A 26,368-nucleotide genomic window follows, 5' to 3' on the forward strand; every position below is an offset into this window, starting at 1 on the left:
TTACTCGATCGTCTCAATGACGCGGTTATGGTTCGTGTAGATGCACATGTCGCCGGCGATTGCCAGCGATTTCTCCACGATGTCGCGCGGCGACAGCTCGGTGTTGTCGGCAAGCGCCTTCGCGGCCGCCTGCGCGTACGCACCGCCCGAACCGATCGCGCAGATGCCGCCTTCGGGATCGAGCACGTCGCCGTTGCCCGTGATGACGAGCGTGGTGGTCGCGTCCGCGGTGATCAGCATCGCTTCCAGACGACGCAGCATGCGGTCGGTGCGCCAGTCTTTCGCGAGCTCCACGGCCGCGCGCGTCAGATTGCCCTGATGCTTTTCGAGCTTCGCCTCGAAGCGGTCGAGCAGCGAGAAGGCATCCGCCGTGCCGCCAGCGAAGCCGACCAGCACCTTGCCGTTATAGATGCGCCGGACCTTCTTCGCGCCGCCTTTCATGACGATGTTGCCGAGCGTCACCTGGCCGTCACCGCCGAGCGCCACCTTGTTGCCGCGGCGCACGGAAACGATCGTCGTGCCGTGAAATTGCTCCATATGCGTTCCTCTTTGCAAAACGGGTAGGACGCGGCAGCGCTGCGCGCTACCGCATGAATCCAGTCAGCGGACGGCGCGCCGGCTGGCGCGCTCGTGAGCGCATGTCCGATCTATTTTAGGGCGGGCGCGGTCATATCAAGATCCGCCGGAAGGCCTAGGGAGAAAAACTGAAAATCCGCTCAGGAAGCCTGAGAAATGAGGCGGGAAGGCGTGGTGGGACAGGAGGGATGGCGGAGCTCGCGCGGATGTCGCGCAAAAAGAAAAGGCGCACGGTTCACCGTGCGCCTCTCGACGAAGCAGCGTTTTCAGGGCGCCAGGCCGGAGCCGCGCCTCAGCTCATCAGTCGCCGAACAGCTTCTGGCGCAATTCGCGGCGCTCTTGTGCTTCGAGCGACAGCGTGGCCGTGGGCCGTGCGAGCAGACGCGGAATGCCGATCGGCTCGCCGGTTTCTTCGCACCAGCCGTAGTCGCCCGCCTCGATGCGTGCGATCGATTGCTGCACCTTCTTCAGCAGCTTGCGTTCGCGGTCGCGCGTGCGCAGTTCGAGCGCATGCTCTTCCTCGATCGTGGCGCGATCGGCCGGGTCCGGCACGATGACCGTTTCACGCAGGTTCTCGGTCGTCTGGCCGGCATTGCGGAGAATGTCCGCCTGCAACTGTTCGAGCCTGTTCTTGAAGAAGGCGAGCTGATCCTCATTCATGTAATCCTTGTCGCTCATCTTCAGGATTTCGGCTTCGGTCAAGAGTCGTTTCGTCGTCATCTGGCTTACTTCTTCAATGTGAGGCAAAACTCATAGTGCCCGCACTTTCGTATTGCCCGCAAACGCGTCGAGTGAACGCGCAGCGCAGGGGTGGTCACGAACGTTAGGCTGTCGTGACGCCGAAGCGCCTGGCGCCCACACACACCGGGCGTTGCTAGCTACGCCGCTGCGGGGCCGAACTCCTCTGGAAACCGATTCACACATGCTCCTGAGGCATCGCTCGCCGACCAGCGCGTGCCCTTTCAGGCCGTGCCCGCCGGCGTTTTCGGCGTGTCTCCGGACAAGATTTTCCGGCGCCGTTTCAGGCCCGTCGCGGGATACGCGCGACCGGGCAATTCGTTGTCATTCTCCAGTGGGCACGTATTGTAACTGAATCACAATCCGGCACCGCAACTGCCGAATTCTGCCTGCGGCGCAGCGATATCCCGAAAATATAACGCGCACAAAGCCAAAAAGCGATGGTCGTGCACGCTTTAATGCAGCAGGGTTTTCACGTGTTTTTCATATAGCCGGCAATCGCGCGGTTTTGGTGCCACGGCATCGCAGTTTCTGCAGAGGATTCACGCCCGCGCAGTCGACCTCGGGTGTCTCGGCGCAATAGCAGTAGCACGACGCATGCCGCGTTACGCGCGGCATGTCGTGGGACTTCTACGGGGCTTGCCTGTGTGACTGCGCTGCGCCCGCTCAGGCGAGGCAGGCGTCGAGACCGTCGGTGATCAGGTCGCGCGGCAGTTCGATGCCGATGAACACCATCTTGTTGGTCTTCTTTTCGGCCGGTTGCCATTTGGCGGCGAGGTCGCTGCCCATCATTTGATGCACGCCCTGAAACACGACCTTGCGATCGACGCCCTTCATGTACAGCACGCCCTTGTAGCGCAGCAGGTGCTCGCCGTAGATCTGCAGAATGCCGCCGAGGAAGTCTTCGAGCTTGTTCGGATCGAACGGACGATCGCTGCGGTACACGAACGACTTGATCTTGTCGTCGTGATGCGCATGGTGGTGATGCCCATGATCGTGGCCTTCGTGATCGCAGTGGCCATGGTCGTGATCACAATTCGCGTGATCATGATCATGGTCGCCATGCGTGTGGCCGTGTTCGTCGTGCGCATGCGCGTGGCTGTGCGCGTGTTCGTCTTCGGCGAGGAAGTCCGGGTCGATTTCGAGCTTCGAGTTCAGGTTGAAGCCGCGCAGATCGAAAATTTCCTTGATGTCCGCTTCGCCGAAATTGACGACCCTGATCGCCGCCTTCGGGTTCATGTGCAGCAGACGGTGGCGCAGATCGCCCAGTTGCCGCTCATCGACGAGATCGGCCTTGGTGATGAACAGGCGGTCGGCGAAACCGACCTGGCGCTGCACCACTTCATGCTCGTCGAGCTGACGGTCCGCGTGCTTTGCATCGACCAGCGTGATGATCGCGTCGAGCAGGAAGTCGCTCGCAATCTGATCGTCCATGAAGAAGGTTTGCGCGACCGGGCCCGGATTCGCGAGGCCGGTGGTTTCGATCACGACACGGTCGAAGTCCACTTCGCCCGCCTGCTTCTTCGCGGCCAGATCGTTGAGCACGCGCGACAGGTCGCCGCGAATCGTGCAGCAGATGCAGCCATTGCTCATCTGGATGATCTGCTCGGTCGTGTCCTGCACGAGGATCTCGTTGTCGATGTTCTCTTCGCCGAACTCGTTCTCGATGACGGCGATCTTCATGCCGTGCTTTTCGTTCAGGATGCGCTTGAGCAGGGTGGTTTTACCGCTGCCGAGGAAGCCGGTCAGGATGGTGACTGGAATCATGTGGGTCGCCTGTAAGTCGTGAAACGGTGCGTGATCGAACGCTAGCGCAAGGCTAGCCAGAAGCGTGAGGCCGGCCGCCGCAGCCAGATGGCGCGGCCCTGTCTAGCCGGTTATTGAAACATATTTGCCTGGCGGGCGCAGGGCGGCCGCCTTGCGGCCGGCCGATGGCGGGCTGCGCGGAGGGTGGCCGCTGCCGCCGCCGGCACGCGCAATTGCCCACGAAATATGGGCGATCAGGCGATTTGCAACAGCAGCCCCTTCAGATACTCCCCCTCGGGGAACGCCGTGAGCAGCGGATGATCGACGCCCGCGCCCAGCCGCTTCAGGATGCGAGCGTCGACGCGGGCATCGGCAGCAGCGCCGGACACGATCTTCTGGAACAGTTCGGGATCGATCGCGCCCGAGCACGAGTAGGTGAACAGCAGTCCGCCCGGACGCAGCAGCTTCAGGCCCGTCAGATTGATGTCCTTGTACGCGCGCGACGCGCGATCCACGTGCTCGCGCGATGGCGCGAACTTCGGCGGATCGAGCACGATCAGGTCGAAGCGCTCGCCTTCGTCGTAGAGGCGTCGCAGTGTCTTGAACGCGTCGGCGTCGAGCCAGCTCGCGCGATCGGCGTCGAAGCCGTTGGCCGCGACGTTCTGCTGCGCGAGCGCGAGCGCTTCCCCCGACGAATCGACCGACACCACGCGCTTCGCGCCACCCTTGAGCGCCGCGAGCGAAAAGCCGCCGGTGTAGCAGAAGCAGTTCAGTACGTCGCGATCTTTCGCGAACTGCTGCACGAGCAGTCGGTTATCGCGCTGGTCGACATAGAAGCCGGTCTTGTGGCCGTTGCGCACGTCGACGTGATAGCGCACGCCGTTTTCGCTCGCGATCAGCTGCTCCGAAGGCGGCTCGCCCGCGAGCACGCCGGTGATCTGTTCGAGCCCTTCCTTCTGACGGATCGACACGTCCGAGCGCTCGTAGACGTTCGAGCAGCCGGTCGCGCCGATCAGCGCCGCGACGATCGCGTCCTTCCACGCCTCGACGCCGGCCGCCATGAACTGACAGACGATCTGGCTGCGCTGACCCGCGTCCTCGGCGACGTAGTAATCGACGATCAGGCCCGGCAGACCGTCCGCCTCGCCGAAGATCAGCCGTACGGCGCCGGTGTCGCGCACCATCGCCTGACGATGCGCGAACGCGCGCTGCACGCGGCGCTTGAAGAACGCGTGATCGATCGGCTCGGCTTCGTCGAAGCTCCACACCCGTGCGCGGATCTGCGAGTGCGGGCTGTAGGCGGCGCGCGCGAGAAAGCGGCCATCGTGCGCGCGCACGAGCACGGTCGCGCCGGGCGCGGGGCGACCGTCGACATGTTCGATCGCATTGGCATAAACCCACGGATGGCGGCGCAGCAGCGATTTTTCTTTCGACGGTTTGAGCGTAACGGTATTCATCAGGTGTCGGTGAGGTACTAGCGATGGGGCGGCGCGTGGTGGCGCGCGGCGGCAGTCGCGTGATCAGTTGCGTTTCTTCGCGCGAGGATGCGCGCTGTCGTAGACGTGAGCGAGGTGCTGGAAATCGAGGCCCGTATACACCTGGGTCGCGGTGATGCTCGCGTGTCCTAGCAGCTCCTGCACGGCGCGCAGATCGCCGCTCGACTGCAGCACGTGCGTCGCGAACGAATGACGCAGCACGTGCGGATGCACGTTGGCAGGAATGCCGGCCACGAGCGCCGCGCGCTTTACGCGCTCGCGCACGACGTTCGGCGACAACCGGTTGCCGCGCGCCGACAGGAAGAGCGGATGCGGATCGTGGCGGACCATCCGTTCGCGCACCGCGAGCCATGCGTTCAGCGCCGCGATGGCCTTGCTGCCCACCGGCACGACGCGGCGCCGGTTGCCTTTGCCGAGTACTTCGACTTCGGCGGAATCGAGCTTCAGCCAGCCGGCCGAGCGATAGCCGTCGACGTCGGCGAAACGCACGTCGAGGCCGACCAGTTCGGCGAGGCGCAGGCCCGACGAGTAGAACAGTTCGAGCATCGCGTGATCGCGCAGGCCTTCGGGGGACTCGGCGGGCGGGTTGTCCATCAGGCGTGCGGTGTCGTCGACGGAAAGCGCCTTCGGCAGCATTTTTGCCTGCTTCGGCGCGCGCACCGCGGCGACCGGATTGGCCGGCAGCTCGACATGGCCCGCGAGCCAGCGATAAAACGCGCGCCACGCCGACAGCCGATGGCCGATCGAGCGCGCGGTGAGGCCGCCCGCATGCGCGCGCGCGACGGCGCCGCGGATGTCGACGGCGGTGAGGCTTTCCAGCGGTCGGCCTTTGGCGAGTTGCTTCAGTTCCGCGAGCTCATGCGTATAACCGCGCAGCGTATGCTCCGACAGCCGCCGCTCGTGCTCGAGATGCGACAGGTAGGCGGCGATCGGGTCGGCGGCGGTCACGGTGGGCGGTGATGTTGTATGGCGCGGCTCAGCGCGGCAGCAGCCGGCTCAGCGCGGCACTCGCGAGCGCGCCGATCTGCGTGAGGAAATCGGTGGCCATGCCTTCGTGGAAGCGGCGCGGGTCGGATGAGCCCATCACGAGCAGGCCGAACGTCGGCGCGTCTTCGGCGCCTTCGGGGTCGCGCAGCGAGAGCAGCGCGATCGATTCGGTGTTCTGCGCCGTTTCGCTCGATGCGGCGTTGGGGTCGTCGGTCGCGCTCATTGCCACGTTCGTCGCCGGGGTGGCCGCTCCGTTGGCAGCGCTCGCCGCTTGCGGGAGCCATTGCGCGGCCTCGAAGCCGGTGTTCGCGCCGCAGTACGGCGTGCTCAGGCTGCCCGCGAAAATCCGCACCTCCTCGCTGACGTGGCGCGCGAAGTCGGCTTGCGCATACGGCTCGGCGACGTCCCACACGCGCAGTGCCGCTTGCGGCACGTCGAAGATATCGCGCAGGCCGCCGGCGATCGTGCGCGGCAGCGCGTACGGATCGCGCTCGGCCATCACCCGGATGGTCCAGCGGTTGAACTTCGCCGCGATGCTGTCGTTCTCGTGACCGTAGCGCAGCAGTTCGGCCAGACGCCGCTCGAGATGCTTGTTCTTGTCGCGCAGCATTTCCATCTGCCGCTCCTGCAGCGACACCGCGGCTTTGCCGTGCGGGTTCGCGAGCCGGATGGTCGCGAGCGTTTCCGCGTGTTCGACGAAGAATTCGGGATTGGCGAGCAGGTATTCGGCGACTTCGCGATCGTTCATGGTTTCGGCTAGAGGACTACGGGAGGGCCGCCTCACGGCGGCGCGTCGGTCAATGAGTTAGACGGAGGGCGCCACGGCGGCCGGGCTGGACGGGTTGTGCTGCGGCGAGTCCGGCGACGCGCTCGCCGCCTCTTCTGCCAACTCGATCTCCCCTTCGAAGACGGTGGCCGCGGGGCCGGCCATCAGCAGCGGCGCGCCTGGTTGCGCAATGTCCCACGTGATCGTCAGATCGCCGCCGTGCGTGTGCACGAGCACCGGCGAATCCAGCAGCCCGCGCCGGATACCGGCCGCGACCGCCGCGCACGCGCCGGTGCCGCACGCGAGCGTTTCGCCCGCGCCGCGTTCGTAGACGCGCAGCCTGATCTCGTTGCGGTCGACGATCTGCATGAAGCCCGCATTGACCCGCTGCGGGAAGCGCGTGTGCCGCTCGATAGCCGGACCTTCGACCAGCACCGGGAACGCCTCGGCATCGTCGACGACCTGCACCGCGTGCGGATTGCCCATCGACACCACCGACATCCAGCGCGTCGTGCCGTTCACGTCGAGCGGCCAGAGCGTGTCCGCGCCTTCGCGGCGGCCTTGCAGGCCTTTGGTCGCGAACGGCACGAGTTCGGGATCGAACACGGGCGTGCCCATGTCGACGATCACCTCGCCGTTGTCCTGCATCGTCAGCGTGATCGTGCCGTTCTGGACTTGCACGCGCACACTGCGCTGGTCAGTGAGCCCGCGCTCGCGCACGAACTTGACGAAGCAGCGCGCGCCGTTGCCGCAATGTTCGACCTCGCCGCCGTCGCAATTGAAGATGCGATATCTGAAATCGACGCCTTCGACGGTCGGCTTTTCGACCAGCAGCAACTGGTCGGCACCGACGCCGAAATGGCGGTTCGCGAGCGCGCGAACCTGTGCCGTGGTCAGTTCAAGCGGTTGGGTATAGCCGTCGAGTACGACGAAGTCGTTACCCGCGCCGTGCATTTTGGTGAATTTGAGCTTCACGTTTTTCGTGTATCCGTTGCTGCGTAGGGCTTCGCGCGTGCGGGCGGAGCCGAAAATCCGGGCCTTGCCGGCCGTCGGGTGAATCACCCTTTCGAGCCGGGTTGGGCCAATAGCAGATGATACACGTTGGCCCATCGGAAACGGTATGGCGGGCAAGGGCCGAGATGCCGCCTCACGTGCACTGATCGACGTGCTCCGACTGCTGGGAGCCCGGTGCCAGCGCCATCTTCAATACACCCCCGGCACTCCCGGCGGCCGCGTCTTGAACCGCTTGTGCACCCAGTAATATTGCTCGGGCATCAGCGGAATCTGCTCTTCGAGAAATTCGTTCATGCGTCGCGCATCGGCGTCATCATCGCCGGTCGGATAGTTGTCCCAAGGTTTGAAGACCTTGAGCCGGTAGCCCTTGTAGTTCGGCAGCACTTCGCCGATGAACGGCACGACCTGCGCGTGCCCGACCTTCGCGAGACGGCCGACCGCGGTCAGCGTGCAGGTCGGCACGCCGAAGAACGGCACGAACGTCGAATTGCGCGCGCCGTAGTCCATGTCCGCGCCGAGCATCACCGGTTTGCGTTCGCGCAGCCAGCGCAGTACGACGCGCGCGCTGTCCGCGCGGCTCGCCATGTCGGCGCCGAAACGCGCACGCGCCGCTTTCGCGACTCCCTCGAGCTCCTGATTCGACATCGGCTGATACAGCGAGCCGCACCGGCGCTTCAGTGAGTAGTTCAGAAAAATCGAACCCGCCTCGATGCCGACAAAATGAAAGCCTAGAAAGAGCGTCGGCGGCAGGTTCGGGTCGGTCAGGTCGATCGCGCTGTCGAGTTGGATCAGCTTTTCGAGCTTCTTCGCCGAGCCGAACCACTGCACGCTGCGCTCGAGATAGCTGCGGATAGCATGACGGAAGTGCTTCTGCGCGACGTCCTCGCGGTGCTCGTCGCTCCAGTCGGGGAAGCACAGCTTCAGATTCGTATGAACGATGCGCTTGCGACGGCTCGGGATTTGATAGAGCAGCCAGCCGAGCCCATCACCGAGACGGGCGACGAATCCATACGGCAACAACGCAAAGAGTTTAAGCAGCCCGACCGCGAGCTTCGCGCCGTAGCGGCTCAGCATGCAACCTCCGGGCGCGCGGCGCTGATGGGGCCAGAATTTTGGTGGGCGGAAAAATTGGCGTGATACCGCACTCGTGGACACTCTGTGACATTCAAAGGAAGTCGCTATAATAAGGGCTTCGCCGAGTTAATAGACAACTTGCGGGGCGAAGCCGGCGGGTGCGGTCCATGGATTCCATGGGTTGCGTCCATCGGTAAGGTAATCCGCTAAAGCGTCGCCGCTTCAGACTCCCGAAGTCGGCTACGTGGAACGCAACCGTAACCACTAACAGGAGTCTGCAACGTGGCAAACGACTATTTCTTCACTTCCGAATCCGTCTCCGAAGGCCATCCCGACAAAGTCGCGGACCAGATCTCGGACGCGATCCTCGACGCCATCCTCGCTCAGGACAAGTACTCGCGTGTCGCGGCCGAAACGCTGTGCAACACGGGTCTCGTCGTGCTGGCCGGTGAAATCACCACCACCGCGAACGTCGACTACATCCAGATCGCGCGCAACACGATCAAGCGCATCGGCTACGACAACACCGACTACGGCATCGACTACCGCGGCTGCGCGGTGCTCGTCGCCTACGACAAGCAGTCGCCGGACATCGCCCAAGGCGTGGACCGCGCGCACGACAATAACCTCGATCAAGGCGCAGGCGACCAGGGCCTGATGTTCGGTTACGCGTGCGAAGAAACGCCGGAACTGATGCCGCTGCCGATCCACCTGTCGCACCGCCTCGTCGAGCGTCAGGCGAATCTGCGCCGCGACGGCCGTCTGCCCTGGCTGCGTCCGGACGCGAAGTCGCAGGTCACCGTGCGCTACGTCGACGGCAAGCCGCATTCGATCGACACCGTCGTGCTGTCCACCCAGCATGCGCCGGACATCGAGCTCGACACGCTGCGCGAAGCGGTGATCGAAGAAGTGATCAAGCCGACGCTTCCGGCCGAGCTGATCAAGGGTGACATCAAGTACCTCGTGAACCCGACCGGTCGCTTCGTGATCGGCGGTCCGCAAGGCGATTGCGGTCTGACGGGCCGCAAGATCATCGTCGACACGTACGGCGGCGCGGCACCGCACGGCGGCGGCGCGTTCTCGGGCAAGGACCCGTCGAAGGTCGACCGCTCGGCAGCATACGCCGGCCGTTACGTCGCGAAGAACATCGTGGCCGCGGGCCTCGCGTCGCGCTGCCTGATCCAGGTGTCGTACGCGATCGGCGTCGCTCAGCCGACCTCGGTGATGGTCAACACGTTCGGCACCGGCCGCGTGTCGGATGCGACGATCACGGAACTCGTGCGTCAGCATTTCGACCTGCGTCCGAAGGGCATCATCCAGATGCTCGACCTGCTGCGCCCGGTCTACGAGAAGAGCGCGGCGTATGGTCACTTCGGCCGCGAAGAGCCGGAATTCACGTGGGAAGCCACCGACAAGGCGCTCGCACTCGCCGAAGCGGCAGGCACCGAGCCGGTCGCGGCGATCGCGTAACTAGCGCGGGTCGATCATTGCCTGAAAGCAAAAAAACCCCGCCGGCGTGAGCCGGGCGGGGTTTTTTCTTTGTCCGTCGATGGCGCGGCGATGTCAGCAGATCAGCGGTCTAGCCACTCAACGCGCAACTGCAACTCACCGGCCCGGCAATCTCACCGGCTCGCAAACGCAAACGCGAACCACCCGCTGCTGCTCGTCGACAGCCGACGCGGTCGGCGGCTCGCAGGCGTGCGCACCTCCGGCGCGCGTTTCGCGACCGCGAGGTGCAACGGTGTCGGCTTGCGCAGCAACGTACGCAGCGACAGGCGGCGCGTGCCGCTCTGCTGGCGCAGCGCCGAGAAGAACGTATGGAACCAGGTGCGAAAGCCGTCGACGGCCTTCGCGTCGCGCCACTGCTCGCCGAGCGCACGGGTGCGCGCGGCATGGTGGCGCAGCGCTCGCATCATATGACGGCGCGCGGGACGCGCCGCTTTCAGCGCGGCGCGGGTAAGACGGGTGCTCAAAAGAGTATGCATGGCTTCACATTTAGGCAATGAACCGCACGTCGGCGCGTGCATCGGATGTGCACGGACAAACAGCACCATATGTGCCAATGACGGGGTTGCGATGAACGGCCTGAAAGCCGGAAATCCGGTGCGCGTCGTGTCGCGGGAGACCGCGACGCGAAACAAGGCGCGCAGCGCTGCGAAGGTACGACGCGGAGAAACCGACGGCACGAGCCTTGACGGGCTGCGCACAATAGAAAACTGCGTAAGCGGCGATCGACATGCGAGCAGGCTACACGGGAATCGTGACGTCAGAAAGTCGGGTTAGTACCCTGCGAGATCGAATTTCCTCTGGATCGAATCGTCGCCGACACCAATCTGGTCTCACTTTTGACGGGCGATTTACGTGCATAGTTGCCCTGCGAATGTGCGATGCGGATGCACTCCACGCCTGAAACCGGTGCATCGGCGCGCCGCGAAACAACGCACCCCGATCGCGCCCGTTTTACAATCGAACATCAGTTAGTCGACAGTAACGGAACGCCATGTCACTCCATTCGAAGAAAGAGCAGATTCAAACGTTGCGGGAGCAGGGTTTTGTCGTCGTGCCAGGACTCGTGTCGCCCGAACGTTGCGGCGAGCTGAAGCGGATCGCACAGCGGCAGCTGCAGGAAGCGGCGGCGCCGATCGAGTTCGAAGCGGATCTGAAGTATCCGGGCGCGCCGTCATCGAAGGATGCGCCGGGCGGACACACGGTGCGGCGCCTGCTCGACGCGTACGGTCGTCACCCGGCGTTCGCGCAATGGGCGACCGCGCCCGAAATCCGTGGCTGGATGGAACTGTATTTTGGTGAGGAGCCGCGACTGTCGCGCGCGCATCACAACTGCATGATGACCAAGCACCCCGCGTACGGCAGCCTGACCGGCTGGCATCGCGACGTGCGCTACTGGTCGTTCGAGCGCGACGACCTGGTGTCGGTGTGGCTCGCGGTCGGCCCGGAAACGATCGATAACGGCGCGCTGTGGTTCGTGCCGCAATCGCACGGCGCCGCCTTCACGTCGGATCGTTTCGACGAAGCGAAATTTTTCCGCACGGATATCGCCGAGAACGAGGCGGCGATCCGCACCGCGGTGTCGCCCGAGTTGAAGACCGGCGACGTGGTGTTCTTCCACTGCAACACGCTGCACTCGGCCGGCAAGAATCTCAGCGATCAGGTGAAGTTCTCGCTGGTGTTCACCTATCACGGCGTAAGCAACGTGCCGCTGCCCGGCACGCGCTCGGCCGCGAAGCCCGAGATCGCGTTCTAGCTATTTTCGTCGTGGGCCTCGTGCGGACGCTCAGCGCTTGCGCCCCGACATCGCGATTCCCGTCAGCCCGGCTAGCGTCGCCACCACGCCCGCGACGATCAGCACGATCGCCTTGTTGCTCGGCGAACCGGTAAAGAAGCGCGACACGTCGCTGCTCACCGAATTGAACGCCTGCCCGCCGAAATACAGCAGCACGATACCGCCGACAATCAGCGCGATCGAAATCGCTTTGGCCATCTGCACCTCCCATCAACTTGAACCGGCCAGAGTGTAGGTGAGCCGCGCGTGCTCGTCCATCCCGCATACTGGTGCCTGCAAGCGCCGCGTCGATTGGCTAACATAGCGGTCTAGCCGCACCACGGCGACATCACAACAATAAATTCCCCGAGCAGCACGCCTCCCGCAACGCGCGAATCCTCACGCCCGGAATTCTCGGGCGATCTCATCGACAAGGACACTAGCAATGGCTTACGAAGCAGCTTCAGAACGCTATTCGGACATGCAATACCGCGTCTGCGGCAAGTCGGGTCTCAAACTGCCGGCGTTGTCGCTCGGCCTGTGGCACAACTTCGGCGACACCACGCCGATCTCGACGCAGCGTGACATCCTGCGCACGGCCTTCGACCTCGGCATCACGCACTTCGATCTGGCGAACAACTATGGCCCGCCGTACGGCAGCGCGGAAACCAACTTCGGCCGCCTTTTCAAGGACGATTTCAAACCGTATCGCGACGAGCTGCTGATTTCGTCGAAGGCCGGTTGGGATATGTGGCCGGGTCCGTACGGCCAGGGCGGCGGCTCGCGCAAGTACGTGCTCGCGAGTCTCGATCAAAGCCTGAAGCGCATGGGCCTCGATTACGTGGACATCTTCTATTCGCATCGCTTCGACGCGCACACGCCGCTCGAGGAAACCGCGAGCGCATTGGCGAGCGCGGTGCAGCAGGGCAAGGCGCTCTACATCGGCATCTCGTCGTACTCGTCGGCGAAGACGCGCGAAATGACGAAGCTGCTCGCCGAATACAAGGTGCCGCTGCTGATCCATCAGCCGTCGTACAACATGCTGAACCGCTGGATCGAACACGACCTGCTCGATACGCTCGACGAAGTCGGCGCGGGCGCGATCGCGTTCACGCCGCTCGCGCAAGGGCTGTTGACTGGCAAGTACCTGAACGGCGTGCCGGCCGATGCGCGCGTCAACAAGCCGGGCGGCGGTTCGCTGAAAGACGAGCATCTGAGCCCGCAGAACATCGAGCACGTGAGGAAGCTCAACGACATCGCGCAGCGCCGTGGTCAGAGCCTCGCGCAGATGGCGCTCGCGTGGGCGTTGCGCGATCAGCGCGTGACGTCGGTACTGATCGGCGCGAGCCGCGCGGAGCAGGTCCGCGAGAACGTCGGCGCGCTGAAGAACCTCGCATTCTCGGCCGACGAGCTCGCCGAGATCGATCGCTATGCGACCGAAGGCGGGATCAACCTGTGGGAAAAGCCGTCGACGGATCAGGCGATCTGATCGCGTGAGGAGCCGTCCGCGCAACTGGCAGACGGAACCAAGGGCAAAACGAAGCCGCACGCTCAGCGTGCGGCCTTTTCGTTGGTACTTCGCGCCGCGCCGCTACACGAGCGCCGGCAGACCCTCGACCAGCGCCACCGCGCACATCACACCGATCAGCGCGCCCAGCACACGCAGCGCGTTGTGTCGCAACTCGGTTTTGCAGGGCAGTGCGCCGACGAATAGCGCACCCGCCAACGCCATCGGAATGACCAGGATGAAATCGCCGATCGTAAAGTACGTCATCTTCGTCTCCTCCCATGCAGGATGATTGCTATGTCGTTCCAGCAGAGGCTGCGGCTTTGAAATCATGCAGTACCAGTGCACTAATCGAGTATAGGAGACTGAAGGAGCGGCGCGGCGGCGCAAGCTTGCGCGCCGTCGCTTATTCGCAAGCCGCTGAACCCCGGCGCGACGGGCGCGCGGCGATTGGCGCGGCGCAACAAAACACGGCGGAAAGTGTCGAGCGTTCGCTTACGCAAGCCTTTCGTTTTGCGCCGATCCATGCGGGGTGGATCATCGCCTGCGGCTACTCCCGTGCGCGCAGGCGCGTCGCCGCGACCAGGCCGATCACGAGCAGCGCACCGACCAGCCCGACGACTCCGTTCCAGCCATGACCGGCCCACACGTGGCCGCCATACGAACCGACCAGGCTCGAGCCGATGTAGTACGCGAGCAGATACAGCGCCGCGGCCTGGCCTTTCGCATCTTTCGCCAGACGACCGACCCAGCCGCTCGCGACCGAATGACCGGCAAAGAACCCGAACGTTGCGCATGCGATGCCGGTCGCGATCGCCGCGAGCGGATGCAGCATCGTCAGCGCGAGGCCGAACACCATCAGCAGCAGGCTGCCGATCAGCACGCGCGCGCGACCGAACGTATCGGCCATGCGCCCGGACCACGGCGACGCGACCACACCGACCAGATAGACGATGAAGATCGCGCCGATCTCCGTCTGGTTCAGGCGATACGGCGGCGCGAGCAGCCGGTAGCCGATGTAGTTGTACAGCGTGACGAAGCTGCCCATCAGCACGAAGCCGAGCAGGAACAGCAGAGGCAAGCCCGGTCGCGTGAACTGCCGCAACAGCAGCGTGCGGTGATGCGCGAAGCCGAGGCCGCGGCGCGGCACGAAATGGCGTGATGGCGGCAGCAGCGCGCGGAACGCGAGCATCGACAGCAGGCCGAGCACGCCGATCGTGCCGATTGCGACGCGCCATGAAAACAGATCCGCGAGCACGCCGGTGATCACCCGTCCGGCCATGCCGCCGATCGCCGTGCCGCCGACGTACAAACCCATCGCGAGACCGAGGCCGTCGGGATGCACTTCCTCGGCGAGATAGGCCATCGCGACGGCCGGCACGCCGCCGAGCGCGAGCCCTTCGAGCGTGCGCAGCACGAGCAGCTGATTCCAGTGCGGCGCGACCGACACGCCAATCGTCAGCACCGACGACACCGTCAGCGACAGCGTCATCAGCTTGTGCCGGCTCCAACCCTCGGAGACGAAACCGGCGACGAAAATCGCCAGCGCGAGCGCCGCGGTGGATAGCGACAGCGACAGACTGCTTTGCGCCGGCGTCACGTCGAACGCTTCGGAGAACGACGGTAGCAGCGGCTGCACGCAGTAAAGCAGCGAGAACGTCGCGTAGCCGGCGAACAGCAGCGCGAGGCTGGCGCGCCAGTACGCGGGCGAGCCGCGTTCCAGATAGGGGATATCCGACACGGTGGTGGTGCGGGTGGAAGGAGCCGAAGCTGCGGCGGGGGAGGGAACGGCAGAAGCAGTCCGCTGGGATTGCGGCGGCAGGTTCACAACTGAACTCCTTGGGTCACACGGAAACGCGCAAAAGATGTTAAGGATACGCTGCAAACGCGTTTCGAGCCGGCGGCGCGGGCAACGCGGCGTGCCGCGTCACCCGAGCATGTCGCGCGCCCGTCTCCCTGCGCTAGCCGTGCGCCCCGGCTTCGCTGGCCGGCGTCGGCGTCTGCGTCGAACCGGAAGTCGCCGCAGGCCGATGGACGAGCGAAGCGTCGCCCGGCGAATCGTCGCCCGGCGAATCGTCGCCAGGCAGTACCGACGTATCCCAGCCGCCGCCGAGCGCCTTCACGAGCGCGACGCTCGCGGCCATCCGGCGGCGTGCGATCGACACGGCGTTGCGCTCGTTGGTGAGCGTGGTCGTCTGCGCGACGACCACGTCGAGGTAGGTGATCGCGCCGTTCCGGTAGCGGTCCGACACGACCGCGAGCGCGCGCCGCGCGGCCGCGACCGCGTCGTCCTGGGCAGCGGCTTCCTGTTCCAGCACGCGCAGCGCGGCGAGATTGTCCTCGACCTGGCCGAACGCGTTCAGCACCGTTTGCCGATATTGCGCGACGCTTTCGTCGTAGTGCGCGCGCGCCTGATCCTTGACGGCCGCGCGGCCGCCGAAGTCGAGCAGTGTGCCCGCGAGCGTCGGCCCGAGCGACCACAGCCGGCTCGGCGCGAGCAGCCATTGGCTGTAGTTGGTCGCTTCGAGTCCGCCCGTCACGGCCAGCACGAGATTCGGGAAAAACGCCGCGGTGGCCACGCCGATCTGCGCATTCATCGCGGCGACGTGCCGCTCGGCCGCCGCGATATCGGGACGCCGCTCGAGCAAGCCGGACGGCACGCCGGCCGCCGCGACGACCGGCACCGCGACGAGCGGCGCGACCGGCAGCGTGAAGGTCGACGGCGGCTGGCCGATCAGGATCGCGATCGCATGTTCGAGCTGCGCGCGCTGCACGCCGAGATCGAGCGCCTGCGCCTGGGTCGTCTTCAGCTGCGCTTGTGCCTGCGCGACATCGGCATCGGTCGCGATGCCGCCGGCGTAGCGATGCTGCGTCAGTTCGAGCGCCTCCTGGTAGGCCTTGATCGTGTCGCCGAGGAGTCGGCGCTCCTGATCGAGTCCGCGCAGCTCGAAGTAATCGGTGGCGAGCTCGGCCTGCATCGACAGCAGCGCGGCGTCGACGTCGGCGGCGCTCGCCTGCGCGCCAGCCTTCGCGCCTTCGACGCTGCGCGACACGCGGCCCCACAGGTCCGGTTCCCACGACGCGTCGACCTGCACCAGATAGTCGTTCAGCGCGAGACCGGCGGTCGATTTATGCAGCACGTTCTCCGAGGTCCGCGTGCGCGAATACTGGACGCCCGCGGTGACTACCGGGAAGAATTGCGAGCGATACTGCGCGACGCTCGCGCGCGCCGCGCGAAAGCGCGCCTCGGCGGCCTGCACGTCCTGGTTCGCGCTCGCGACCTGCGCTTCGAGTGCATCGAGCGACGCGTCGCCGTAGATGCGCCACCACGCGCCGCGCGTGAGCGTGTCGGCCGGTTGCGCGGGCTTCCAGCCGGTGCCTTCGAGTTCGCGCCAGGTCGCGGGTGTGACGGCGGCGGGCTTCACGTAGTCGGGGCCGACGGTGCAGGCGCCGAGCGCACCGGCGAGAGTCAGCGCGACTGCTGGGGCGCGAATGGAAGCGTTCGCCGACCCGCGCGCGAAATCAGCCGATGACGCAAGCACGCGCCGCAAAACCGACACCTTCATGATCACGTCCTCGCGCCCGACCGCGCGTCGGCTTGCGCCGCCGGCGAGCTGGCCGCCGCGCCGGTCGCACCGGCGGCTCCAGCCGTGCCTTCCGGCGCCGCACCGCCTTCCGCCTTGCGCGGCACGATCCGCACCGGTGCGCCATCGACGATCGAATCCTGCGGATTCAGGATCACCTGCTCGTTGCCCTGCAAACCCGCCACGATCGCGACGCGCGTGCCGAAGTCCGTGCCGAGCGATACCGGCACCAGCTTCACCTTGTGCTGCGGATCGACGGTCGCGACCTTGACGCCGTCGGGACGGAACAGCAGCGCGTTGCCCGGCAGCGTGAACGACGCCGTGCCCGCGCCGAGCGCGAAATGCACCTGCGCGTACGCGCCCGGCAACAGCTCGCCGCTGCGATTGTCGACGTCGACTTCGACGAGCATCGTGCGCTGCTGCGGATCGACCGCACCTGCGGTGCGCGCGACCGTACCCGGGTAGTGCCGCGACGGCGTCTCGGTCAGCGTCAGAAACGCGCTTTGCTGCGCGCGCACCTGCTGCGCGTACGCTTGCGGCACGTTCACATAGACGCGCAGCCGGTCCGCCTGCGCGACATGAAACATTTCCTTCGCGGGGCCGCCCGAGCTGCCCGCGTCGATCAGCGCGCCGACGTCGACGTTGCGCGCGGTCACGGTGCCGTCGAACGGTGCATAGACCTTCTGGAACGACTGCGTCTTTTCGAGTCGCGCGACGTTGAAACGCGCGGCGTCGAGCGTGGCTTTTTTCGCGAGCATGTCGCCGACTTTCTCGTCGGTCTCCTGTTTTGACACCGACTTGCTTTTGAACATATCCGTCCAGCGATCCGCGGTGCTCTTCGCCAGCGCGTAATTCGCTTCGGCGTTCGCGAGATCGGCGCGGGCGGCGCGCAACTGGTCGTCGATTTCGGGCGTGTCGATTTCCGCGAGCAACTGGCCGCTCTTCACGCGCGTGCCGATGTCGGCGTACCACTTCTTCAGATAGCCGCTGGTGCGCGCGTAGATCGGCGTGTCGAGGAAGGCCTGCACGTTGCCGGGCAACGTCAGATCGAACCCGGCCGACGACTTTTGCGGCTGCACGACTTCGACGCTCATCTGGCTCGTGTGCTCGGCATCGCGTTCGAGCGCCGCATGCGCATCGTGGCGCGACCAGATCCCTTGCGCGGCGAGCGCGAGCACCGCAACGGCGGTGGCAATCATGATCAGGCGCGTGCGTCGCGCTTTCGCCGGATCATGCGCGGCGTGGCCGCCAGAGCCCGATCCTGAACCCGAGCCGCCGGGACGTTGTGCTTCCATCAAGCTTCCCCTTCGAAATTGCATGGGCAGTCGAGGCTGCCTCTTGTGTCGTGGCATCGCATGATGCGCGTGCCGGCCGGAACGGTTATCGCGTGCGGGATGTTCATGGCTTCTGCACCACGTGTTCCGCGGCGCGCTGATGCCGCGCCGCGAGCCGTCGATAGATCATCGAGAACACGACCGGCACGAAGATCAGCGTGGCCAGCGTGCCGACCGCGAGCCCGCCGATCACCGCGCGCCCGAGCGGCGCGTTCTGCTCGCCGCCTTCGCCGAGACCGATCGCCATCGGCACCATGCCGATCACCATCGCGAGCGCGGTCATCAACACCGGGCGGAAGCGCGTGAAGCCCGCTTCGATCGCCGCGCGGGTCGCGTCGCCGTGCAGCAGCAATTGTTCGCGCGCGAAGCTGATCACCAGAATCGAGTTCGCGGTCGCGATGCCGATACACATGATCGCGCCGGTGAGAGCAGGGATCGACAGTGTGGTGTGCGTGAGGAACAGCATCCACACGATGCCCGCGAGCGCGCCGGGCAGCGCGGTGATGATGATGAACGGATCGAGCCACGACTGGAAATTGACGACGATCAGCAGATACACGAGCAGCACCGCGAACAGCAGACCGGCGAGCAGGCCCGAGAACGACTCGTTCATCGTTTGCACCTGGCCGCGCAGTTCGATCGTCGAGCTCTTCGGCAACTCGGCTTTCGATTCGTCGATGATCCTGCGGATGTCGTCGGACACGCCGCCGAGGTCGCGGCCGTCGGCGGTGCCGTAGATGTCGATCGTGGTTTGCGCGTTGTAGTGCGTGAGCACCGCGTTGCTGGCTTCGCGGCGCATTGTCGCGAGCGAGCCGAGAATGTTGTTGCGGCCGTTGGCGTTCAACGGAATGTTCGCGAGCGATTGCAGCGAATCGATCGTGTATTGCGGCGCTTCCGTGATCACGTTGTAGCTGACGCCGTTGCGCGGATTGAGCCAGAACGTCGGCGTGGTCTGCTGGCTGCCCGACAGCGTGATCAGCAGATTGCTCGCGATATCGCGCTGCGAAAAACCCGCTTGCTGCGCGCGCGTGCGATCGACGTCGATGAAAATCCGCGGCAGATCGGCGGGCTGCTGGATGCGCGCATCGACGAGGCCCGGCACCGTGCGCAGACGGTTCAGCAGCTTAGCGGCGAACGCACGATTGGCGGCCACCTCACGGCCGACGATCTGGATGTCGATCGCCGACGGCATGCCGAAGTTCAGCGTCTGACTGACGATATCGGCCGGCAGAAACGCGAACTGCACGCCGGGGAATTCGTCGGTGAGCGTGCGCCGCAAGGTGCGCACATAGCCGGCGCTCGGATGATGTTCGGGGTTCAGCGTGATCAGGATGTCCGAGTCGGAGGTGCCGATCGTGCCCGTGTTGCTGTACGACAGGTTGATACCCGACACCGGCAGGCCGATGTTGTCGATGATCGAATGCAGTTCGCCGGCCGGAATCAGCTGGCGGATGCGCGCATCGACGCGATCGGTCAGCACCGCCGTTTCCTCGACCCGCATGCCGGTTTTCGCGCGCATGTGCAGTGCGATCGTGCCGGCATCGACGGCGGGGAAAAAGTCGCGGCCGATAAACGGCAACAACAGCAGCGACGCGCCACAGCACACGAGAAACAGCGTAACGAACAGGCTCGGCCGCGCCATGCGCGCTTCGAGAAACACGCGATAGCGCTCGCGCAAACGCGAGAAACCGCGTTCGAACGCGTAGTGCACGCGCATGAACGGATTGCGCGTTTGCGCCGGCGCGTGATGCAGATCAGCGGGCTTGTGGTGATAGCGCAGCAGATACTTCGCGAGCGTCGGCACGAGCGTACGCGAGAAGAAGTACGACGCGAGCATCGCGAACACCACCGCTTCGGCGAGCGGAATGAACAGGTAGTGCGCGACACCGGTGAGCAGAAACATCGGCACGAACACGATGCAGATCGACAACGTCGACACCAGCGTCGGAATCGCGATCTGATGCGCGCCGTCGAGAATCGCCTGTTCTAGCGTCTTGCCCTGTTCGAGCTGATGGCTGATGTTCTCGATCGCGACGGTCGCATCGTCGACCAGAATCCCGACCGCGAGCGCGAGCCCGCCGAGCGTCATGATGTTGATCGTCTGGCCGAGCGCGGACAACGCGATGATCGACGTGATCATCGACAACGGAATCGATACCGCGATGATCAGCGTCGCGCGCCAGTTGCCGAGGAACAGCAGAATCATCAGGCCCGTCAGACACGCGGCGATCAGCGCTTCACGCAGCACGCCCTCCACCGATGCACGCACGAACAGCGACTGGTCGGCGACAGGGTCGATATTCAGCGACGGCGGCACCAGATTGCGCAGCGTCGGCATCATCGTCTTGATACGGTCGACGATATTGAGCGTGGACGTGTTGCCGCTTTTGTTGATCGTCAGCAGCGCGGCGCGCTGGCCGTTCACGCGCACGATGTTGGTCTGCGGCTGGTAGCCGTCGCGCACGTGCGCGACGTCGCGGATATAGACGGTGCCGTTTGCGGTGGTGCGGATCGGAATGTTGTTCAGCCCGGCGAGCGAATCGGGGCTGCCGTTCATTACCACAGAGTACTCGGTCGAGCCGATCTTCGCGGTGCCCGAAGGCAGAATCAGGTTCTGCGCGGAGACCGCGCTGACCACGTCCATCGGCGACAGATTGCGCTCCTGCAACTTGCGCGAATCGATATCGATCATGATCTGCCGTTGCTTGCCGCCATACGGCAGCGGCGCGGATGCTCCGGGCACGGTGGCGAGCTGCGTCTTCAGGAAGTTATTGCCGAAGTCGAACAGCTCCTGCTCGGTCAGCGACGCGGACGACAACGCGAGGCGCAGAATCGGCACCGTCGACGCGTTGTAGCGCAGGATGAACGGCGGCGTGATGCCGGGCGGCAGCGAGCGCACTTGCGACTGCGACAGCGCGGTGACCTGCGCGAGCGCTTCGTCGATATTCGCGCCCGGCTGGAAAAAGATCTTGATGACCGTGATGCCGTTCAGCGACGTCGATTCCGTGTGTTCGATATCGTTGACCGCCACCGACAAGCCGCGCTCGTAGTTCAGCGCGATGCGCCGCTCCATTTCGTCGGCGGGCAGGCCGTTGTACGACCAGATCACCGACAGCACCGGAATATCGATGTTCGGAAAGATGTCGGTGGGTGTGCGCAGAATCGTCAGTGGCCCGACGATCAGCAATAGCAACGCCAGCACGACGAACGTATAGGGGCGCCGTAGCGCGAGACGAACGATCCACATGACTAGCGCAGACTGATGAAATCAGCGGCGGCCGCGCCGCGCGGATCGGAAACGCAGGCGCGCCCGTCGGCGCGAAGGCAGGTGCGAAGCTGCGCGTTAGCCGCATCTTGCAGATCGTTCTGGTAATGCACGTTTTTGATGTCTCCCCCCGACAGGGTTTATGATGGTCTTCATTACGACGTCTGACGCCGAGATCATCGGCCGTGCGCAGCGCAATGGGAATAGGGCGAAACGACTGGTAAAAGCCTTCTATTCGCCTTCCCAAAGCCCCGCAAAGCGGGAACAATGACTCGAACCTCTCACGCGCCATGCGCGCGACAGATTAAGTGCGCACGCAACGTCCAATGCGAAGCGGCGTTTTTATCATCACCTCGACCGGCGTGAAATCATAAAGCCGGCTAAGGGAAGCGGGGAATTATCATGGAAGTCGGTTCCATTGTCCGATCGGTACATATCGCCGTGCCGCAAGGCGCGCGCGGAATCGTCATGCGCATTCTTGGCGACATGGCGATGGTGGCGTGGTACGCCGGCGAGCCCGGCGCATCGCGGCAGCTCAACACCGAACCCTTTTTCCTCGAAGATCTGATCGATACCGGCGACCTGATACGTCCGGCCGGCGCGCAGACGCATTGAACGAGAGGCTTATCTGTTGCTCATTGCCGTTGTGTGACACGCAGGAGCGGGCTGTAGTGATGTTGTAAGGTGAGATCGGCTCGCCGGCATCGCTGCGGGTCGATGCGCGCGTCGATCCACGGCGCGCCGCAAATCAGCCCGTATTTCTAGCGATGCCCCGCACGTATTACGAGCCGTCGCCCTCGTCTTTAGCCGCGGCGCGGCGCACAATGCGGGGCATGAACGACACCATTCCCGATAATTCCCATCCTGAGGCCGGCGCCGATGGCGCCGTGCCGTTCGCGCGGCTCACGCCGGAAACCGTGCTGGACGCGATCGACGGCGTGCTCGCAACGACCGGCGTGCGGACCGACGGCCGTCTGCTGCCGCTCAACAGCTACGAAAATCGCGTGTATCAGGTCGGCGTCGAAGACGGTCCGCCCGTGGTCGCGAAGTTCTATCGTCCCGAGCGCTGGAGCGACGCGGCGATTCTCGAAGAGCACGCGTTCGTCGCCGAACTCGCCGCGCGCGAGATCCCGGCCGTGACCGCGCGCGTGCTCGATGGCCGCACACTGCATAGCTTCGACGGTTTCCGCTTCTCGGTCTTCGAGCGACGCGGCGGCCGCGCGCCGGATCTCGACCGGCGCGACACGCTCGAATGGCTCGGACGTTTCATCGGGCGCATTCATGCGATCGGACAGACCCAGGACTACGAGGAACGTCCCACGTTGAACATCGACACGTTCGGCTACGAGCCGCGCGACTTCCTGCTGGCGCATCGTTTCGTGCCCGACGACTTGCGAACCGCGTGGGAAACCGTCGTGAATCTCGCGCTCGAAGGTGTCGCGCGTGCGTTCGAGCGGGCCGGCGAGATTCGCACGTTGCGTCTGCACGGCGACTGTCATCCGAGCAACGTGTTGTGGACCGATGCGGGCCCGCATTTCGTCGATTTCGACGACAGCCGCATGGGTCCCGCGATTCAGGACCTGTGGCTGCTGTTGCCGGGCGAACGCGCGGAGGCGTCGCGCGCGCTCGCCGATCTGCTCGCCGGCTACGAGGATTTCTGCGAGTTCGAGCCGCGCGAACTGCATCTGATCGAAGCGCTGCGCACGTTGCGGCTGATTCACTATCAGGCGTGGCTCGCGCGCCGCTGGAACGATCCGGCGTTTCCGGCCGCGTTTCCATGGTTCAACACGCAGCGCTACTGGGAGGATCGCATCCTCGAGATGCGCGAGCAGATCGGCGCGATGCAGGAAGGCCCGTTGTGGCCGGTTTGACGCGTTGACGCGTTGATGTTCAAGGCGCCTGCGACGCCACGTTCGACGACTCCACCAGCGTCGACCTGACGATCACCTCCGCGCGCACGTCCCGTCCGATCGCTTCGATCGCGGGACGCATGCGCGTGAAATCATCGGGCGTGCAGACGTCGCTGTCGAAATGGGTGGCGCCGTCGCGCGTCATCGTGACCACGTTGCTGAGCGGATCGAACGCGTACTCGGACGTGAAATCGACGAAGCGGTCCTGCGTGCGTTGCGCCTCCGGCATGTCGAGCACGCGGAAGTTGGCCGGCAGCTCGATGCGCGCGCGTTCGTGGATCGCGAGGTTGTGACACACGAACGGCTGCGTGCGCTTGCGTTCGCCGAGCCAGTAGCGCGTATCGGCCTCGACGCCGCCGCCGAGGCTCGTCAGGGCCGGGATCGATGCGGTCATGCCGGTCACCACGAGACTTTCCAGCGTGCCTTTCATCGTCAGCGTGAGCGGGCCGTCGGCCGCGCTGAGGTCGCTCGTCGTCAGCGTCGCGGTGCCGCGCAGATTCGCGTTGCGCAGCTCGGCCTGAATCGATTCCTCTCGTTGCGCGGGCGTTTGCGTGCGCAGCCGCGCGCGGGCCTGCTCGGCGTACGGTCCGGCATCTTGCAGCCGATACGTGAAGCTCGCCGAGCCGTCAGGTTCGATCTTGATCGCGAGATCGGTGCTGCGCGACATCGGCGCGGTGGCCGGTGTTTGCGCGAGTACGCCGTCGTCGATCAACACGGTAGGACGGTCCATATCGGACGAAGGCAGAAAACCGAACTCGACGTTCGACGCGGTCGAATCCGCGTACATCTGCAAATCGGGCAGCCACGTGATCGCATGATTGATGACGCCGTAGCCGGGCACACTCGGCAGCGTGTAGATCGTGCCGCTGCTGATCAGCGCCGGCTCGTTGCGCACGCCGACCGTGTCGAGCAGCGCGCCGTAGAGCGCGACGTGGTCCTTGCAATCGCCATAGCGGTTCGCGAGGATGGCGCTCGCGCTGTGCGGCACGACGGAGCCGCGTCCGACGTAGATCGCGACATAGCGGATGTTGCGGCGCACCCAGTCGTATAGCGTTTTGGCTTTGTCGCGCGGGGTGTGATCGTGCGCGGTCAACTTTTGCGCGAGCTGGGTGATCGCGGCGTCGTGCGTGCCCGGGTCGGCTGCGGAACTGCGATAGGACGCGGCGAACGCGGCATAGCTCGGAAAGGTCGACACCATCAGCCGATCCCCGTACGACACGTATGCAATCGAGCCGCGTTCGAGCCGGTCGAAATGCGCCTTGTCGTAGCGGAATTCGTAGCGCGTGCGGCCGTCGCGCGTGATGGGCGTCACCGTGCTGAAGCCACGGGCGTCCGCGTACAGCGGCTTGTCGGCGGGCAGGTCGTAGATCAGGCGGAAGTTGCGGGTCGGCGCGAGATCGGGCGGCGTGAAGTCGCTGAATTCGCCCGGCACGATCGGCTGATGCTGCGTCTTGCGGTAGGTCAGATGCACGCGCGCGCCGGGTTCGACCGCGGGGAACACGATCACCTTTTCCTGGATGTCCTGGAACATCGGCGCGTCGAACGAGCGGACTTCCTGCACGTCGCGGATCTGCTCGGGCGATACGTCGTGACGTTTGCCGTCGGCGGTGACCGTGTAGGCCTCGAGAATCTGCACGTCGGCCATGTTGCGGTTGAACCAGACGTATTGCTGCGCGACCCGCTCGACACCGGCTTCGTTGTTCACGCGCAGCGTCATCGAATCGAGCTTCGCATACGAGCCGTCCGCGTTGATGGTGAAGGTCTGCGTCTCGCCCTCGTTGGTATAGGGGTCGTCCAGTTTGACCGGCGCGCTCGCGCTCGCGGCATCGATGCCGGCCAGCCAGCCGGCGGTGGCAAGGACCACGAAGCAGAGTCGCATGACGGCAGGTATCCCCGGACGGCGGCGTTGACGGCATCGCCAGCTAGCGTCGTTTCGCGCCGCGCGGATGTCAAGCGGCTGGCGCGCATTGGGAGGCGACTCGAAGATTGCCCGGCGGGTATGCACTGCGCGCCCACGGCGTCACGACATTGAGCCAAACACTTAATTGTGTAATGATAATGTTTCTCAATTGAAAGGCATCGCAAGCTTTTTGTCACGCTACTCCCCTGTGACTCGCCAGCCAGCCCTTCGCGCGGATCGCCCGGATCACAAGCCGGCCGGTCCGCCTGTTCTCACTCGAATTCTTCCTACCGCTCTAGCCTGGAGTCCGTTTTGAACGCGCCTGAATCGATCGATCTGAAACCTACCGTCGCCGCGCCGGGCGTCCCCAGGCCGGGCGCCACCGCGCAACAGGCGCCGCGGCGGCAGCGTTCGCGTCGTGCGACCTTCATCAAGGGGCTGCGCAACGTGCATGGCTGGATCGGCTTGTGGGGCGCGGTGCTCGGGCTGATGTTCGGCGTGACCGGCTTCCTGCTCAATCATCGCGCCGGTCCGCTGAAAATTTCGACGGGGGCGCCGCAGGTCGAGGAAATGCAGATCGCGGTGCCTGAGAAGCCGCTGCACTCGCCGGCAGAGATGGCGAAGTGGCTGCAACGCGAGTTGAAGATCGACGGCAAGCCGGGGCGCGCGAAGCGCGAGCCCGCGCATCCGGTCGCATGGGGCGATCACCGCACCATTCAGCCTGAGCAATGGCAGGTCGGCATCATGGGCCCGGGGCAGAGCGTGCAGGCCGAGTACTGGGTCGGCAACGGCTTCGTGACGGTGAAGCACACGCGCAACTCGTTTTTCGCGACGCTGAGCAATCTGCACAAGGGCGTGGGTCTCAGCGTCGGGTGGGTGCTGTTGATCGACACGATCGCGGGCAGCCTGATTCTGCTGTCGCTGACCGGCGTGCTGCTGTGGACCGAATTGAATAAACGCCGCGTGGTGGGCGTGGTACTGGTGAGCGGCTCGGTGATCGCGGCAGTGGTTTGCGGCTTGATGTGAGCGCGGAAGGCACGCCGGGTTCCCTCCGCCTGGTTCGTTGAGCCTGTCAGAAATTTTGTGTTCAAGGCATAACATGTACCCAAAGGAGCATGTATGCCAAGCAAACCAAAAGCAGGGTCTGCGCCCCCGCCTGAGCTGCCCGCGATTCCAGAGGAGCTCATCGAT

At 64.8% G+C, this 26,368-nt stretch carries 22 protein-coding genes; 6 read left to right on the forward strand and 16 right to left on the reverse strand.

Annotation, left to right across the window (positions count from 1 at the left end; all coding sequences use genetic code 11):
* The 8 genes from hslV to VSR82_RS22690 form a co-directional block, all read right to left on the reverse strand.
* Entirely contained in the window at positions 1-537 is a 537-nt protein-coding gene (gene hslV, locus VSR82_RS22655) for an ATP-dependent protease subunit HslV (protein ID WP_429461596.1), read from the reverse strand.
* A gap of 339 nt (positions 538-876) precedes the next feature.
* The gene (gene dksA / locus VSR82_RS22660) at positions 877-1,296 is read right to left on the reverse strand and encodes an RNA polymerase-binding protein DksA (protein WP_008923580.1); all 420 of its coding nucleotides are present in this window, start codon (positions 1,294-1,296) and stop codon (positions 877-879) included.
* A 684-nt stretch (positions 1,297-1,980) separates the two neighbouring features.
* The gene (locus VSR82_RS22665; RefSeq protein WP_368583236.1) at positions 1,981-3,081 is read right to left on the reverse strand and encodes a CobW family GTP-binding protein; all 1,101 of its coding nucleotides are present in this window, start codon (positions 3,079-3,081) and stop codon (positions 1,981-1,983) included.
* A 233-nt stretch (positions 3,082-3,314) separates the two neighbouring features.
* Positions 3,315-4,517: a class I SAM-dependent rRNA methyltransferase gene (locus VSR82_RS22670; RefSeq protein WP_410850711.1), complete on the reverse strand. Its 1,203-nt coding sequence runs from the start codon at positions 4,515-4,517 to the stop codon at positions 3,315-3,317.
* A gap of 63 nt (positions 4,518-4,580) precedes the next feature.
* Positions 4,581-5,504 carry a tyrosine recombinase XerC gene (xerC, locus tag VSR82_RS22675; protein WP_410850712.1) on the reverse strand — a complete coding sequence of 308 codons (924 nt, stop codon included), beginning with the start codon at positions 5,502-5,504 and terminating at the stop codon, positions 4,581-4,583.
* Positions 5,505-5,532: 28 nt separating this feature from the next.
* Complete coding sequence (locus tag VSR82_RS22680; RefSeq protein ID WP_429461601.1) at positions 5,533-6,291, reverse strand: DUF484 family protein; 759 nt, start codon at positions 6,289-6,291, stop codon at positions 5,533-5,535.
* Between the two features lie 57 nt (positions 6,292-6,348).
* The gene (dapF, locus tag VSR82_RS22685) at positions 6,349-7,284 is read right to left on the reverse strand and encodes a diaminopimelate epimerase (RefSeq protein ID WP_429461603.1); all 936 of its coding nucleotides are present in this window, start codon (positions 7,282-7,284) and stop codon (positions 6,349-6,351) included.
* A 228-nt stretch (positions 7,285-7,512) separates the two neighbouring features.
* A complete protein-coding gene (locus VSR82_RS22690; RefSeq protein ID WP_368583241.1) occupies positions 7,513-8,397 on the reverse strand; it encodes a lipid A biosynthesis lauroyl acyltransferase in 885 nt (294 codons plus the stop codon).
* 282 nt (positions 8,398-8,679) lie between these two features.
* On the opposite strand from VSR82_RS22690, the gene metK reads away from it, so the two are divergent.
* Positions 8,680-9,867 carry a methionine adenosyltransferase gene (metK, locus tag VSR82_RS22695; RefSeq protein ID WP_368583242.1) on the forward strand — a complete coding sequence of 396 codons (1,188 nt, stop codon included), beginning with the start codon at positions 8,680-8,682 and terminating at the stop codon, positions 9,865-9,867.
* A gap of 152 nt (positions 9,868-10,019) precedes the next feature.
* Here the strand turns inward: metK and VSR82_RS22700 are convergent, their stop codons facing one another.
* Positions 10,020-10,382, reverse strand: coding sequence for a hypothetical protein (locus VSR82_RS22700; RefSeq protein WP_368583243.1), 363 nt, complete (start codon positions 10,380-10,382; stop codon positions 10,020-10,022).
* A gap of 515 nt (positions 10,383-10,897) precedes the next feature.
* Between VSR82_RS22700 and VSR82_RS22705 the strand changes: the two genes are divergently transcribed.
* Positions 10,898-11,659: a phytanoyl-CoA dioxygenase family protein gene (locus tag VSR82_RS22705; RefSeq protein WP_429461608.1), complete on the forward strand. Its 762-nt coding sequence runs from the start codon at positions 10,898-10,900 to the stop codon at positions 11,657-11,659.
* A 30-nt stretch (positions 11,660-11,689) separates the two neighbouring features.
* On the opposite strand, the gene VSR82_RS22710 is transcribed toward VSR82_RS22705, so the two are convergent.
* Positions 11,690-11,896 (reverse strand): DUF3185 family protein, encoded by a 207-nt coding sequence (locus tag VSR82_RS22710; protein WP_152851698.1) that lies wholly within the window; start codon positions 11,894-11,896, stop codon positions 11,690-11,692.
* Between the two features lie 226 nt (positions 11,897-12,122).
* Here VSR82_RS22710 and mgrA point away from each other — a divergent pair, with 226 nt between their 5' ends.
* Complete coding sequence (gene mgrA / locus VSR82_RS22715) at positions 12,123-13,166, forward strand: L-glyceraldehyde 3-phosphate reductase (RefSeq protein ID WP_429461610.1); 1,044 nt, start codon at positions 12,123-12,125, stop codon at positions 13,164-13,166.
* Between the two features lie 102 nt (positions 13,167-13,268).
* On the opposite strand, the gene VSR82_RS22720 is transcribed toward mgrA, so the two are convergent.
* The 5 genes from VSR82_RS22720 to VSR82_RS22740 all read right to left on the reverse strand — a co-directional run bounded on the left by VSR82_RS22720 (position 13,269) and on the right by VSR82_RS22740 (position 21,349).
* The gene (locus tag VSR82_RS22720; protein WP_008923386.1) at positions 13,269-13,451 is read right to left on the reverse strand and encodes a hypothetical protein; all 183 of its coding nucleotides are present in this window, start codon (positions 13,449-13,451) and stop codon (positions 13,269-13,271) included.
* A gap of 283 nt (positions 13,452-13,734) precedes the next feature.
* Positions 13,735-14,925 carry an MFS transporter gene (locus VSR82_RS22725; RefSeq protein ID WP_429461612.1) on the reverse strand — a complete coding sequence of 397 codons (1,191 nt, stop codon included), beginning with the start codon at positions 14,923-14,925 and terminating at the stop codon, positions 13,735-13,737.
* Between the two features lie 220 nt (positions 14,926-15,145).
* Complete coding sequence (locus VSR82_RS22730) at positions 15,146-16,750, reverse strand: efflux transporter outer membrane subunit (RefSeq protein ID WP_429461614.1); 1,605 nt, start codon at positions 16,748-16,750, stop codon at positions 15,146-15,148.
* Between the two features lie 2 nt (positions 16,751-16,752).
* Positions 16,753-18,063, reverse strand: a complete 1,311-nt coding sequence (locus tag VSR82_RS22735) for an efflux RND transporter periplasmic adaptor subunit (RefSeq protein WP_429461616.1) — start codon at positions 18,061-18,063, stop codon at positions 16,753-16,755.
* 103 nt (positions 18,064-18,166) lie between these two features.
* The gene (locus VSR82_RS22740) at positions 18,167-21,349 is read right to left on the reverse strand and encodes an efflux RND transporter permease subunit (protein WP_429461618.1); all 3,183 of its coding nucleotides are present in this window, start codon (positions 21,347-21,349) and stop codon (positions 18,167-18,169) included.
* Between the two features lie 420 nt (positions 21,350-21,769).
* Between VSR82_RS22740 and VSR82_RS22745 the strand changes: the two genes are divergently transcribed.
* Together VSR82_RS22745 and VSR82_RS22750 are read left to right on the forward strand one after the other, a co-directional pair.
* The gene (locus VSR82_RS22745; RefSeq protein WP_176109797.1) at positions 21,770-21,982 is read left to right on the forward strand and encodes a hypothetical protein; all 213 of its coding nucleotides are present in this window, start codon (positions 21,770-21,772) and stop codon (positions 21,980-21,982) included.
* 218 nt (positions 21,983-22,200) lie between these two features.
* Positions 22,201-23,238 carry a serine/threonine protein kinase gene (locus VSR82_RS22750; protein WP_429461621.1) on the forward strand — a complete coding sequence of 346 codons (1,038 nt, stop codon included), beginning with the start codon at positions 22,201-22,203 and terminating at the stop codon, positions 23,236-23,238.
* Between the two features lie 19 nt (positions 23,239-23,257).
* On the opposite strand, the gene VSR82_RS22755 is transcribed toward VSR82_RS22750, so the two are convergent.
* Complete coding sequence (locus VSR82_RS22755; protein ID WP_429461623.1) at positions 23,258-25,156, reverse strand: DUF3857 domain-containing transglutaminase family protein; 1,899 nt, start codon at positions 25,154-25,156, stop codon at positions 23,258-23,260.
* 333 nt (positions 25,157-25,489) lie between these two features.
* Between VSR82_RS22755 and VSR82_RS22760 the strand changes: the two genes are divergently transcribed.
* Complete coding sequence (locus VSR82_RS22760) at positions 25,490-26,203, forward strand: PepSY-associated TM helix domain-containing protein (RefSeq protein WP_429461625.1); 714 nt, start codon at positions 25,490-25,492, stop codon at positions 26,201-26,203.
* Positions 26,204-26,368 lie beyond the last annotated feature (165 nt).

The sequence above is a fragment of the Burkholderia sp. JPY481 genome (genome assembly GCF_038900515.1).
In the GTDB taxonomy this organism is placed as follows: Bacteria; Pseudomonadota; Gammaproteobacteria; order Burkholderiales; family Burkholderiaceae; genus Paraburkholderia; species Paraburkholderia youngii.

Excerpts from the sequence above, each read along its gene's own strand:
- hslV (WP_429461596.1), bottom strand. The coding sequence starts at position 537 with ATGGAGCAATTTCACGGCACGACGATCGTTTCCGTGCGCCGCGGCAAC.
- dksA (WP_008923580.1), bottom strand. The coding sequence starts at position 1,296 with ATGACGACGAAACGACTCTTGACCGAAGCCGAAATCCTGAAGATGAGC.
- VSR82_RS22665 (WP_368583236.1), bottom strand. The coding sequence starts at position 3,081 with ATGATTCCAGTCACCATCCTGACCGGCTTCCTCGGCAGCGGTAAAACC.
- VSR82_RS22670 (WP_410850711.1), bottom strand. The coding sequence starts at position 4,517 with ATGAATACCGTTACGCTCAAACCGTCGAAAGAAAAATCGCTGCTGCGC.
- VSR82_RS22680 (WP_429461601.1), bottom strand. The coding sequence starts at position 6,291 with ATGAACGATCGCGAAGTCGCCGAATACCTGCTCGCCAATCCCGAATTC.
- VSR82_RS22690 (WP_368583241.1), bottom strand. The coding sequence starts at position 8,397 with ATGCTGAGCCGCTACGGCGCGAAGCTCGCGGTCGGGCTGCTTAAACTC.
- VSR82_RS22700 (WP_368583243.1), bottom strand. The coding sequence starts at position 10,382 with ATGCATACTCTTTTGAGCACCCGTCTTACCCGCGCCGCGCTGAAAGCG.
- VSR82_RS22705 (WP_429461608.1), top strand. The coding sequence starts at position 10,898 with ATGTCACTCCATTCGAAGAAAGAGCAGATTCAAACGTTGCGGGAGCAG.
- VSR82_RS22710 (WP_152851698.1), bottom strand. The coding sequence starts at position 11,896 with ATGGCCAAAGCGATTTCGATCGCGCTGATTGTCGGCGGTATCGTGCTG.
- mgrA (WP_429461610.1), top strand. The coding sequence starts at position 12,123 with ATGGCTTACGAAGCAGCTTCAGAACGCTATTCGGACATGCAATACCGC.
- VSR82_RS22720 (WP_008923386.1), bottom strand. The coding sequence starts at position 13,451 with ATGACGTACTTTACGATCGGCGATTTCATCCTGGTCATTCCGATGGCG.
- VSR82_RS22730 (WP_429461614.1), bottom strand. The coding sequence starts at position 16,750 with ATGAAGGTGTCGGTTTTGCGGCGCGTGCTTGCGTCATCGGCTGATTTC.
- VSR82_RS22735 (WP_429461616.1), bottom strand. The coding sequence starts at position 18,063 with ATGGAAGCACAACGTCCCGGCGGCTCGGGTTCAGGATCGGGCTCTGGC.
- VSR82_RS22740 (WP_429461618.1), bottom strand. The coding sequence starts at position 21,349 with ATGTGGATCGTTCGTCTCGCGCTACGGCGCCCCTATACGTTCGTCGTG.
- VSR82_RS22745 (WP_176109797.1), top strand. The coding sequence starts at position 21,770 with ATGGAAGTCGGTTCCATTGTCCGATCGGTACATATCGCCGTGCCGCAA.
- VSR82_RS22750 (WP_429461621.1), top strand. The coding sequence starts at position 22,201 with ATGAACGACACCATTCCCGATAATTCCCATCCTGAGGCCGGCGCCGAT.
- VSR82_RS22755 (WP_429461623.1), bottom strand. The coding sequence starts at position 25,156 with ATGCGACTCTGCTTCGTGGTCCTTGCCACCGCCGGCTGGCTGGCCGGC.